Source organism: Peptococcus simiae, assembly GCF_046569735.1.
GTDB classification, from domain to species: Bacteria; Bacillota; Peptococcia; order Peptococcales; family Peptococcaceae; genus Peptococcus; species Peptococcus simiae_A.
The window spans coordinates 1-12147 of sequence record NZ_JBKICG010000018.1 but is presented as its reverse complement, the minus strand read 5'-3'; the positions used below and the strand labels follow the sequence as shown (position 1 = coordinate 12147).

The following is a 12147-nucleotide window of genomic DNA, read 5'->3' as shown; positions in this document are numbered from 1 at the left end:
CTCCGCTTACTTGACTGCTTTTCCTTTGAGGACCCAGGTTTGGGCACTCTCTACTTGAATGTCGGCTAGGGTACCGATGGCTTCTTCATTGCCGGCAAATAAGACAATCTTCCCAGTATCGGTTTTACCACTAAGCACGCAATCGTTACTTTTACTTACCCCGTCTACCAAAACTTTAACCGTTTTCCCGAGATAGGCTTGATTTTTCTTCAAGGACCATTTGGCGAGCAGGTCATTGAGACGGGCCAGCCGGTCCTTCTTTTCTTCCAGAGGAATTTGGTCGGTCATCTTTTCTGCCGGGGTCCCGGCCCTGGGAGAGTAGGCAAAGGCAAAGGCATTGTCAAAGCCAACCCTTTCGACTAAATCCAGGGTTTCCTGGAAGTCCTCTTCCGTTTCACCTGGAAAGCCTACGATGATATCCGTTGTCAGCGCTGCTTCAGGCATGGCCTTACGAATGGCTTCAACCAAGGTCAGGTAATGGTCCTTCGTATACCGGCGATTCATCCGCTGGAGAATCCGGCTGCTGCCAGCCTGGACCGGCAGGTGGATATAATGACAGATATGCCGGCTATCGGCGATGACATCAATCAATTCCTGGCTCAAGTCCTTCGGGTGGGAGGTCATAAAGCGGATTCGCTCTAGGCCTTCAATTTGGTCAGCAGCCCGTAGAAGGCCGGGAAAATGGGCCTCCGGATCATCCAAGTCATTCCCATAGGAGTTAACATTCTGCCCTAAAAAGGTCACTTCTTTCACGCCATCTGCTACTAGGGACCGGACTTCATTTAAAATATCCACCATATCCCGGCTCCGTTCTCGGCCGCGGACATAGGGAACAATGCAGTAGGTGCAGTAATTATTACAGCCATAGGTGATATTGACAAAGGCCTTGAAGGGGAATTCCCGCATAGTGGGCAAGGCTTCTTCAATCAAAAGCTCATCAGTCGGAATATCGCAAATGGTTTCATTACTTTCCCGAATCCGGTCAATGTATTCAGCAATCCGGTGAAAATTATGGGTTCCGATAATGAGCTTGACGTGGGGACAGGCCTTGCGAATTTTAGGAACAATATCTTCCTGCTGGACCATACAGCCACACACAGCCACTACCTTATTCGGGTCGGCTTCAATTTGCCCCCGGAGTTCACCTAAGAGGCTTAAGACCTTATGCTCCGCCTTCTCCCGGATACAGCAGGTATTGATAATAATGATATCGGCCTCATCCCGTTGGTCTGTCGGGGTATAGCCTTGGCCGGCTAAAAGGCCCGCCATAATTTCAGAGTCATGCTCATTCATTTGGCAGCCATAAGTTTGAAAGTAAAAAGATCCCTTGCTCATTATTGACCGGCCTCAGCAACGGCCTTAAAGGCTTGATCGGCTGCTTTCAGCGTGGCTTCGATGTCGCTATCCTGGTGGGCTGTCGAGATAAACCAGCATTCAAACTGGGAGGGCGGTAAGTGGATGCCTTCTGCTAAAAGGCTTTCAAAGAAAATCCGGTAGGCTTCTGTTGAGGAAGTTTGAGCATCTGCATAGGAATGCACCGGTTGGTCCGTAAAAAAAACGGTGAGCAGAGACCCCAGGTGGTTAATGGTGACGGGCACACCGTGTTTTTGAGCGGCTTCTTCCAGGCCCTCTTTTAATTGCTTACCCTTCTCTTCCAGCTGGGCATAGGGGTCTCTTTTTTGCAATTCACACAGGGTGGTGTAGCCGGCTGTCATGGCCAGGGGGTTCCCGGACAGGGTTCCAGCCTGGTAGACCTCCCCAAAGGGGGCCAAGTGGTCCATGATTTCGGCCTTACCGCCAAAGGCCCCAACCGGCAGGCCGCCACCGATAATTTTACCCAGGCAGGTCAGGTCGGGTAAAATATTAAACCGCTTTTGGGCCCCGCCTAAAGAGGCTCTAAAGCCGGAAATGACTTCGTCAAAAATAAGGAGGGTCCCATTGGCTTCGGTTAAGGTGCGCAGGTCTTCTAAAAAGCCCTGGTCAGGCAAAATAAGGCCCATATTCCCGGGAATGGGCTCGATGATAACGGCAGCGATTTGGTCCTTATAGGCCTCAAAGAGCTTTCTAAAACTATTAATATCATTATAGGCGGCCGTCAGGGTCTCTTTGGCGATGTTTTCGGGTACACCCGGGCTAGAGGGCACACCAAAGGTCATGGCCCCAGACCCGGCTTGAATTAAGAGGTGGTCAGCATGGCCATGGTAGCAGCCCCCGCACTTAACAATCTTTTCCCGGCCGGTATAACCCCGGGCCAGGCGTAAGGCGCTCATAGTTGCCTCGGTCCCGGAAGAAACCATCCGGACCTTCTCAATGGAGGGTATGAGTTCGATGATTTTGGCTGCCATGACGGTTTCGATTTCAGTCGGCATGCCAAAGGTGGTCCCATTTTGAACGGCAGATAAAACAGCCTCTTGAACGGCCTGATCGTTGTGACCAAAAATAAGGGGACCCCAGGAGCAAATATAATCGATTAGTTCGTTGCCGTCAATATCGGTCACATGGGCCCCTTGGCCACTTTTAATAAAGACCGGATGGTTACCAACTGCTTTAAAGGCACGGACAGGGCTATTGACCCCACCGGGGATGACCTTTTTTGCCTCTTCATAGGCGGCTTGTGATTTTTTGAAACTGAGACTCATTCTTGTCCCTCCTTGAGCCAAGTGGCTACATCAATTGCATGATAGGTGATGATAATATCGGCTCCGGCCCGTTTAAAGGCCTTCATCATCTCCAGAACAACCTGTTTCTCATCGATCCAGCCCTCTTGGGCGGCTGCTTTAACCATGGTATACTCACCGCTCACATTATAAGTGACAATCGGCTGTAAAAAGTTTTCAGCTGCCTGGTTGACTAGGTCCAGGTAAGCCAAGGCCGGCTTGATAATGATAAAGTCTGTTCCCTCATCTACATCGAGGGCGATTTCCTGTAAGGCCTGGCGGGTGCCTGAAGCCGGGTCCATCTGGTAGCTCTTGCGGTCGCCAAATTGAGGGGCCGAGTCCGCAGCATCCCTAAAGGGACCGTAAAAGGCTGAGGCAAACTTGGCACAGTGGGCCATAATGGATACATGCTCGAAACCGGCTTCGTCCAGGGCCTGGCGAATGACCCCGACCCGGCCATCCATCATATCTGAAGGAGACAGGATATCTGCCCCGGCCCGGGCATGACTGACGGCGGTTTTAGCCAGTAAATCAAGGGTAACATCATTTTGCACTTGACCTTCGGAGCTAATCAGCCCACAGTGGCCATGGCTGGTATATTCACACAGGCAGACATCTGTGCTGATAATGAGGTCCGGATAGGCTACCCGGATTTTCCGAATAGCCTGCTGGACAATCCCGTCTTCAGCATAGGCCTGGGTCCCTTGAGGGTCTTTTTCAGCCGGCAGGCCAAAAAGCATAATGGCTTCGACGCCGGCCTTGACGCAGCGGTCAACCTCGCTAAGGACATGGTCCAGGGGGAACTGGTAAACGCCGGGCATAGAGCTTACTTCCTGGGGTTGGTCGGCCAGTTCGGTCACGAAAATCGGATAAATCATATCTTCAGGGTGAATGTACACATTTTGTACCATACGACGAATGGCCGGGGTCCGACGCAAACGCCGCATGCGATGAGTCAATTTCATGGAGCTTACTCCTTTTTATAAAGTCTTTAAGGCGTTTACAACACCATCTATCGTATACACTTCTGCCTCCACATCAGGCTTCAGGTCATATTTGGCCAAGGTACTGGTCGTGATCGGCCCAATAGAGACTAATTTAAGATTTTCAAGCAGGTCTAAGCGGTTGCCAAGGAGTTTCATAAAGTTGTGGACCGTTGAGGAGCTGGTAAAGGTGACGGCGCTCAGGTCCCGGGCTTCCAGGAGGCCAATAAGACCACCTTCAGGTAAATCCGCCTCGACAGTTTCATAGGTCACCACGTCATGGACGGTAGCGCCCATTTTTTCCAGCTCATCGATAAGGACTTGCCGGCCCAGGCTGGACCGGGGAATCAGCACTTCATCTCCGCTGGCAATCCGGCCTTGTAAGGCTTCAGCAATAGCTTCAGCCCGGAAGACTTCCGGCACCACTTCTACCCGTAAGCCCTTGTCCAGGAGGACCTGGGCGGTCTTGGTCCCAATGGCGCAGAGTTTGGCATCGGCCAAGGCCCGGACGTCTTTGCCGTTGGCCATCAAGGCCTCTAGGAAGCAGCGGACGCCATTGGTGGAGGTGAAAATAATCCACTGGTAGCGGGCCAGGTCTTCTATGGCTGCCAACAGAGGCGCCTCATCCTTGGGCTTTTGAACATGAATCATCGGGGCTTCAACGGCCTCGCCGCCCAGGGCTTCAATTTGTTCAGATAAGGCACTTGCCTGCTCTCTGGCTCGAGTCACTAGAATCCGTTGTCCAAAGAGGGGCTTTTGCTCAAACCAGGCCAGGGTGTCCCGCATCTTCACCACTTCGCCAATGATAATGATGGCCGGAGAAGTAAAGCCAGCTTTTTCAACGATATCGACAATGGTATCTAGGGTACCGGTAACGGTCGCCTGTTCCGGTCTGGTCCCCCAGCGAATCAAGGCCACTGGGGTTTCCGGCACCTTGCCGTACCGCATCAGCTGCTGGACAATCCCCTGGAGACGACCGACCCCCATGAGGAAAATCAAAGTGCCCGGGTCTTCCCCTAGACGCTGCCAATTGATTTGGCTGTCATCCTTGGTAGGATCTTCATGGCCGGTGATGACCGTAAAGGTAGAGGTCAAATGGCGGTGGGTAACCGGAATCCCTGCATAGGCCGGGACAGCAATAGCAGAAGTAATCCCCGGTACTACTTCAAAGGGATAACCGGCCCGGTAAAGGGCCTCCCCCTCCTCTCCGCCTCGCCCGAAAACAAAAGGGTCCCCACCCTTCAAGCGGGTGACGACTTGATGCTTGCCGGCTAGGTCTACCAGGAGAGCATTGATTTCTTCCTGTTTTAAGGTGTGGTGGTCTGGGGTTTTCCCGCAATAAATCATTTCACAGCCCGGCTTGGCAAAGCTCAGTAAGCGGGGGTTTGCCAGGCGGTCATAAACGATGACATCCGCCTCTTGGATGGCTTTTAGGCCCTTCAGGGTCAATAAGCCGACATCACCGGGGCCGGCACCAACTAGGTATACAATTCCTTTATTCATAACCACTCCTATCCTTTGCGAATATCATTCAAAATGGCTTGTCCAGACCCGGCTAGCATCTCTTCAGCCAAGGCCCGCCCTAGGGCTTCCGCCTCATTCACTGTGCCCTGTCTTTCCTTGATGATGGCCTCAGACCCATCGACCCGGCCTAAAAAGCCCCGTAGGGTCATGGTCTTCCCTTCGATACTGGCCAAGGCCCCTATAGGCACTTGGCAGCCCCCTTCGAGACGCCGCATAAAGGCCCGTTCTGCTGCAGAACAGGTTTGGGCCTCCTTGTCATTAATTTGGGCCAGCATATCCAGCATCAGGTCATCGTCCAAGCGGGACTCAACAACGACAATCCCCTGGCCGACAGCCGGGATGAAGTGGCCAAGGGGCAGGTAGGCTGAAATATGGTCTTCCATGGCCATCCGGTGTAGGCCGGCGCCAGCGAGTATCGCGGCGTCAAAGGGCCCCTCTTCGAACTTCCGAACCCGGGTTTGAACGTTACCGCGCAGGTCTCTCACGTCCAGGTCCGGGCGTTTGGCCAAAAGCTGGGCCTTCCGTCTCAAACTGCTGGTCCCAACAATGGCTTTGGCCGGCAGGTCCTCTATGGACTTAACATTATTTTTAGCCAAGAGAGCATCTCTTGGGTCTTCTCTTTTTAGCATAGCGGTCAGGCCTAGCCCATCCGGTAAGATAGAAGGCATATCCTTTAGGCTATGGACGGCAAAGTCAATGGCCCCGGAGTGCATGGCCTCTTCTAAATCACGGGTAAAAAGCCCCTTGTCCCCAATGGCCGATAGGGCCTGGTCTAAGATCCGGTCCCCCTTGGTGGACATTTCCACCACTTCAAATTCAGTTTCCGGAAAATGAGCCTGCAAGGCTTCAATGACGTGATGAGTTTGCCATAAGGCCAACTGACTGGACCGGGTCCCTACCCGGCATTTATTTTTAGCTATCATACGCTTCCCCCTACGATTTTAAATCCCAAAGGTCATTAATGGCTTGAATATAACAATCTATTTCATTAATCCGCCGACCGGCCAACCGTTTCATATTGGTCATCGGTGTGTGCAGCCATTGGTTGACGATGCCATTGGCCATTTGCTCAATAATCTTTATTTCACGGTCACTCGGGTGGTCAATCCGGTTGAGGGCCTTACGAATTTCTTTTTCTTTGATTTCTTCCAACTGGTCCCGCATCCGGACAATGGTCGGAATAACCCAAAGGGTGTCCAACCAAAAGAGGAAGTCTTCTAGCTCCTCTTGTACGATATCCCGGGCAGCTATGGCCTCCTTGGCCCGGTAAGCCTTATTGCGGTTGACGGCCGTTTGTAGGTCATCAATATCATACAGGGTGACCGCCGGCAAATCACCGACTGCCGGGTCAATGTCCCGGGGCACAGCAATATCAATAACCAAGAGGGGGTCCTGCCGCCTCTGAATATGAGGGGCCAGGTCCTTGGCCTCGATGAAGTATTTTGGTGATGCCGTCGAACTGATGATCAGGTCGGCTGTCGGCAAGAAGCTCTGCAGGTGGTCTAAGCGGACCGCCTGGCCGCCAATCTCTTCAGCCAGCCATTGGGCTCGTTCAAAAGTCCTGTTGGCCACCATGATGCTTGAAATCCCATTGCTGACCAAGTGCCGGGAGGTCAGCTCACTGGTTTCACCGGCACCAAGAACCAGGACCTTTTTCCCCTCCAAGGCCCCAAAAAAGGCCTTAGCCATTTCGACCGCTGCACTGGAGATGCTCACCGCCTGCCGGTCCACCTGGGTTTCTGTCCGGACCCGCTTGCCAACGGTCAGGGCATTCATAAAGAGCGTATTGATAATACTATCGGAAAGATGTTCCTGGAGAGCGATATCATAGGCATCTTGGACCTGTCCCTGGATCTGGCACTCACCAAGGACAAGGGAATCCAAGCCGGCAGACACCGTAAAGAGGTGCTTAACGGCCTCCTCGTCTTGGAATATGTAAATGTATTGGCGAAGCTCCTCTATGCTAAAGCCACTTCTCTGAGCCACCAGGTCCATAATATCCTGGATGGCTTGGTCGATATTATCTGTATTACAATAAATTTCCGTCCTATTACAAGTGGATAAAATGGCGCATCCACTCAAGGACGGAATATCACGCACGACCGGGCTATGCTTGATGATTTGGGGACGCGACAAAGAAACCCGTTCCCTCACTTCTACCGGCGCACTTTTATGATTTAAGCCTATTACAATAATAGACATTCTATCACCCTTCTATACACATCTTCCTTTGACCCTGCCTCCATCGCTTTGATTAAATCGGCAAGGGATAGCTGCCTTAAGAGCTTTTCACGCTCTGTCTGGCCCTGAACCTCCTCTTTTACCCTATCGCGCACAGCGCACCAGATATCCAGAGCCTCTAAAAAGCTGTCGTCAATCTGATCATTTAAGTAGGCTTTTAGGGCCCGGGAATAGCCGGGGTTTTTACCGTTGGTGGCGATGGAAATCAGCAGGTCCTCTTTTTGGAGGAGGGCCGGCACAATAAAACTGCTTTCCAACCGACTATCCGCCACATTAACAGGAATGTGCCGGTCCCGACAGGCAGCGGCAATCTCTTCGTTCAGCCCTCGATCATTGGTTGCTACAAAGACAAGGTCCCGGTTGGCCAGGTCATCCATCACAAAGGGCCGCTTGATGCAGTGTAACTGCTCATGCTGGATGCCTGCCAGGTCCGATAAAAAATCCGGTGCAACAACTGTGACCTGGGCCCCGGTTTCCAGGAGGGTCTGCACCTTCCTTAAGGCCACCCTTCCTCCACCAACAATCAAACAGTTGGCAGCGGCCAAGTCACAGTGGATAACATAGTTAAAGGACATTAGTAGGCCCTTTCATAAATAAAGTCAGCCCCGTCCCGCATCAGGCCCACGATAGGCTTGGCTTCCAGTTGGCTTAAGACTTTTTTAGCCTCGGAGATATGGTTTAGGATAATGGCTTCTGTCTCCTTAAAGGCATTTTCTCTTTTAATCAAGTGAACGATGAAGTTAATATCGGCTTCGCCGTTCGGGAAGCGCTGGTCAATAAGGTTTTTCACCTGGTCTTTTTCAGGGAAGTCTTTATTTAAAAGCAAAATGGTGGGCAGGTTAATAAGGCCTGTTTCCAAGTCCTTGCCCGTCGGTTTGCCCACTTCAGCATCGCTATTTAAGAGGTCAAGGAGGTCATCTTTCATTTGAAAGGCCATGCCCAGGTGGTAGCCGTATTGGTAGAAGGCCTCCTCGTCCTTCTTGCCGGCATGGGCCATCACAGCACCCATCTGGCAGCAGATGGCAATGAGGAGGGCCGTCTTCCGTTCTATCCGGTAATTATAGTCAGAAATGCTTTGCTCAACATCAAACATGGAATTCAATTGGGCAATTTCGCCCTTGCACATTTCAACAGCCGTATCAGCAATTAAATCTAAAATCCGGTCAAAGTCCGGCACATCGAAAATATGTCTAAGGGCCTTGATCAGGATATAATCACCAACATGAGCTGCCACATCATTGGTATAGCTGGCATGAATCGTTTGACGTCCCCGCCTTAAATAGGCATTGTCATTAATATCATCATGGATAAGGGATGACATATGTATTAACTCTAGCATCGCAGCTACTTTGATTATGTTGCCGTCAAAACGATTGTAATACTCTGAAGACATAAGCACAAAAGCCGGCCGCAGGCGTTTACCACCGGCAGCTAAGTTACCTCTAGCCTGGACACTGATAAATTCCGGATCAGTTGATAAGAACGTCATAAGATAGTCTTCTACTTTCCGAAGTCTATTTTTCAAAAATTTATGTTGAAGGATATTCTTCATATCGTCTGTTCGGCCTCCAGTGCAGGTATAGAAAATTGAACAAGCGGTATCTTTTGGTACTCCTCTTGCAGGCGAATGAGTTCTTGAGTGGCTTGATAAAGAGATGGGGTTTGCCTGACCGCCGACAAAAAAAGCTCCCAGTTGCCATGAACCAAGCCCTGGACCAAATCTTTAATATGGTCTTGGACAAGCTGAGGGGTCCTACCAAAATCATCCAGGTAATCAGCAGCGATGGCTATTTCATAATTTAGTAATGCTTCTGGATAGGTCAGCATTCGGATGGCTTTTGGGACCCTTTCCAAACTCATCTTCGTTAGCTCAGTATAGAAGGGAAGTAGGCGTTCCAACCAGCCCCTAAGCAAGTCAAATTCCCCTTCTGCAATCATTCTTTGCGCAAACCGGCTGCTCAATAAATCGCCGGTTAAAATAGCCATTTCAAGCTTAGTACTACTTTCTGAATAGGCCAACTCCATAGTTAGAATGTGCGACTTTACAGCTAAAAAGACCAATGAATTATTTGCAACAAATCGTAAGGCCCGGTCTGGGCTTTTGGCTTCGGGAAATAGGAGTTTGGGTATCTGTAAGGCACTCATGACCTCAAAGCAGGTGAATTCCTCTGGAAATTCAGCAAAGATAGACTTTCCCGTTACAATAAATTCCCTTTGTAATGATTTGATAATAGGCGTGTTCATTTTTGTCAGCATGACTACCCCTCCTTTTCCACTATTGATTAATTGTAACACAGCAGGGTAGAAAAATAAATTATATACCTGTCCTTTGCAAAATAAAGACCGTCCTGGCCCACCGTTCAAGGGCAGCCATTTCTTGAACCGCTTCCATTGCCGACTGGCCCCAGGTAATGGCCCCATGGCTGGCCAGCAGCAAGGCATTGGCCGACAGGCTGGCCTTAGCAACAGCCCTGGCCAGGTCTGCGCTGCCCGGGGTTATCTTTTCGATATACCCCAACTGGGGAAAGCGTAATTCAGCATCAAACAGGAAGCGTTCATGCCTAGCCAGGTCTTGGGAGGCCAAGGCGGTCACAAAATCCGGGTGGGCATGACAGATGGCTAAAACCTCAGGTTTGGCCATATAAATAGCCCGATGAAAGGCCCATTCCCGGCTGGGACCCGGGCCTTCAAGGATTTCCCCATTCGCATCCAAATAACAGAGGTCCTTACCTTGCAGAAGGGCCTTTGCCCGGCCTGTAGGGGTAATCATTAAGCCCTGGTCAGTACGCTTGCTCAAGTTACCATCTGTGGCCGTGACCAGACCGGTCTCTGCCAAAAGATGGCAGGCCCGGATTAAGTCATCTTCAGCTGCCCAGTTAACCATGGCTTGCCTCTGGCTTCCAAAAGCCGTGTTCCGTAATAATTCCCCCTGTAATCAACTGATAGGGAGTGACATCAAAGGCCGGGTTATAGTAGGTCACGCCATCTACCTGCATGTCTTCTTTAAACCAGAGCTGGGTAAGTTCTTCCGGATCCCGCTCTTCAATGGGAATCATGCTGCCACTTGCCAAGGATAGGTCAATGGTGCTGGTCGGGGTGCAGACATAAAAGGGAATGCCATGGGCCTGGGCCAAAACGGCCAAGCCATAAGTGCCAATTTTATTGGCTACATCGCCGTTGGCAGTGATCCGGTCTGCACCGACAAAGATGCCCTTAATAGGCTCTGTCTTCATGCAGATTCCGGCCATGCTATCGGTAATCAGCCGGACCGGTACCTGGCTCTTGGCCAATTCAAAGGCGGTTAACCGCATCCCCTGCAGGACCGGTCTTGTTTCGCAGGCAATCACAGAGACAGCCTTTCCCTCTTCCTTAGCCCTGTAAATGGGGGCCAAGGCTGTGCCTTTGACCCCTCCTGTGGCCAGGACCCCCGCATTACAATGGGTCATAACCAGGTCACCGTCTTCCAGAAGGCTGGCCCCGGTCCGGCCGATGGCCTCTTCAGCTAGCTTAATGGCGCTTTTTAGAAGGCTTGCACAAAATTCAATATCATTGATGATTTTATCGACTGGCGCCCCAGCTAACCGCTGGAAAGCAGACATGACCACATCGACATCCCGGGATAAGTTAACCGCTGTTGGCCGGGCACTTTTAAGATAGGTTGCTGCCCCCCGCATTTGCCCCCAGAAAAATAGGCGGTCATCCGTGCGGATGGTGTGGGCATATAAGACCAAACCGTAGGCAGCGACCAAGCCAATGGCCGGTGCCCCCCTCACTTCAAGATTTTTAATAGCCAGGTAAACATCATCAATGGTCTTGAGGTCCTTTAAAAGCAGGTCCATGGGCAGCCGCCTTTGATCAATGATGGTAATGGTATTGCTTTCACGGTTATAGTCGATCACAGCTGGTAATCCAGCACCGCTATTCATGCTACCCCTCCAGGTCTTTAATCGTTTCAATAATAAGGTTCGAGAATTTTTCTTCGACAGCCTTGCCGGCCCGCAGGACATCCTCTTCCGTCAACCGGTCGGGCAGGATACCGGCTGCCATATTGGCAATACAGGAAATACCAACGACTTGCATTTGCAGGGCATTGGCTGCTGTCACCTCATGGACGGTAGACATGCCCACTGCGTCCCCGCCCAAGATGCGAAAGGCCCGGATTTCTGCCGGCGTTTCATAGCTCGGCCCGGAAGTCGCAACGTAAACCCCTTCCTGGAGGGGCATGTCCAGGCGAGCGGCGGCTTGCCGGACTTTATCACGCAGCGCCGGTGCATAGGCATAGGTCATATCCGGAAAACGGAGTTCCCCTTCAGCAACCGGCCCAATGAGGGCGTTGTTGCCGGTGAAGTTGATGTGGTCGGTAATCAACATGAGGTCACCGACGGAAAAGCGCTCGTTGATGCCACCGGCGGCATTGGACACAATCAGGGTCTTAATGCCCAGCTGCTGCATCAGACGAATCGGGTAAACCACATCAGTTAGGTCATAGCCCTCATAGTAATGTAACCGGCCCTGCATGGCCAGGATGCTTTGCCCGGCCAATTGACCGCAGATGAGCTGGCCACGATGACCGGGGGCTGTAGAGGCCTTAAAGCCGGGAATATCTGAATAAGGGATAGCGCGGGCCTGGTCAATCCGGTCAGCGATACTATTTAAACCGGACCCTAGGATGAGGCCAAGGGTCGGCTTTTGGTCAGCGATGGCTTGTAAAATTTGCGGGACGGGCTTTTCCATGGTCTTTT

General features: G+C 51.4%; 12 protein-coding genes. All 12 read right to left on the bottom strand.

Annotated elements, in window-relative coordinates:
* Positions 1-6: 6 nt before the first annotated feature.
* From miaB to ACLGL1_RS07635, 12 genes are read right to left on the bottom strand one after another with little or no spacing between them, the layout of a single operon-like run.
* Entirely contained in the window at positions 7-1335 is a 1329-nt protein-coding gene (miaB, locus tag ACLGL1_RS07690; RefSeq protein WP_411008116.1) for a tRNA (N6-isopentenyl adenosine(37)-C2)-methylthiotransferase MiaB, read from the bottom strand.
* Positions 1335-2639 (bottom strand): glutamate-1-semialdehyde 2,1-aminomutase, encoded by a 1305-nt coding sequence (gene hemL, locus ACLGL1_RS07685; protein ID WP_411008115.1) that lies wholly within the window; start codon positions 2637-2639, stop codon positions 1335-1337. Before hemL ends, miaB begins: the two co-directional genes overlap by 1 nt.
* Positions 2636-3622 (bottom strand): porphobilinogen synthase, encoded by a 987-nt coding sequence (gene hemB, locus ACLGL1_RS07680; protein ID WP_411008114.1) that lies wholly within the window; start codon positions 3620-3622, stop codon positions 2636-2638. The genes hemL and hemB overlap by 4 nt, the downstream gene beginning before the upstream one ends.
* Positions 3623-3637: 15 nt before the next feature.
* Positions 3638-5143: a uroporphyrinogen-III C-methyltransferase gene (gene cobA, locus ACLGL1_RS07675; protein WP_411008113.1), complete on the bottom strand. Its 1506-nt coding sequence runs from the start codon at positions 5141-5143 to the stop codon at positions 3638-3640.
* 8 nt (positions 5144-5151) lie between these two features.
* Complete coding sequence (gene hemC, locus ACLGL1_RS07670) at positions 5152-6087, bottom strand: hydroxymethylbilane synthase (protein WP_411008112.1); 936 nt, start codon at positions 6085-6087, stop codon at positions 5152-5154.
* Positions 6088-6097: 10 nt separating this feature from the next.
* The gene (hemA, locus tag ACLGL1_RS07665; protein ID WP_411008111.1) at positions 6098-7366 is read right to left on the bottom strand and encodes a glutamyl-tRNA reductase; all 1269 of its coding nucleotides are present in this window, start codon (positions 7364-7366) and stop codon (positions 6098-6100) included.
* On the bottom strand, positions 7351-7980 hold the full coding sequence (locus ACLGL1_RS07660; RefSeq protein WP_411008110.1) for a bifunctional precorrin-2 dehydrogenase/sirohydrochlorin ferrochelatase: 630 nt from the start codon (positions 7978-7980) through the stop codon (positions 7351-7353). The genes hemA and ACLGL1_RS07660 overlap by 16 nt, the downstream gene beginning before the upstream one ends.
* A complete protein-coding gene (locus ACLGL1_RS07655) occupies positions 7980-8894 on the bottom strand; it encodes a polyprenyl synthetase family protein (protein WP_411008109.1) in 915 nt (304 codons plus the stop codon). Before ACLGL1_RS07655 ends, ACLGL1_RS07660 begins: the two co-directional genes overlap by 1 nt.
* Before the next feature lie 59 nt (positions 8895-8953).
* Complete coding sequence (locus tag ACLGL1_RS07650) at positions 8954-9661, bottom strand: hypothetical protein (protein ID WP_411008108.1); 708 nt, start codon at positions 9659-9661, stop codon at positions 8954-8956.
* A gap of 58 nt (positions 9662-9719) precedes the next feature.
* Complete coding sequence (locus ACLGL1_RS07645; RefSeq protein ID WP_411008107.1) at positions 9720-10289, bottom strand: class II aldolase/adducin family protein; 570 nt, start codon at positions 10287-10289, stop codon at positions 9720-9722.
* Positions 10282-11331, bottom strand: a complete 1050-nt coding sequence (mtnA, locus tag ACLGL1_RS07640) for an S-methyl-5-thioribose-1-phosphate isomerase (RefSeq protein ID WP_411008106.1) — start codon at positions 11329-11331, stop codon at positions 10282-10284. Before mtnA ends, ACLGL1_RS07645 begins: the two co-directional genes overlap by 8 nt.
* Before the next feature lies 1 nt (position 11332).
* On the bottom strand, positions 11333-12139 hold the full coding sequence (locus tag ACLGL1_RS07635; protein WP_411008149.1) for a purine-nucleoside phosphorylase: 807 nt from the start codon (positions 12137-12139) through the stop codon (positions 11333-11335).
* Positions 12140-12147: the final 8 nt, after the last annotated feature.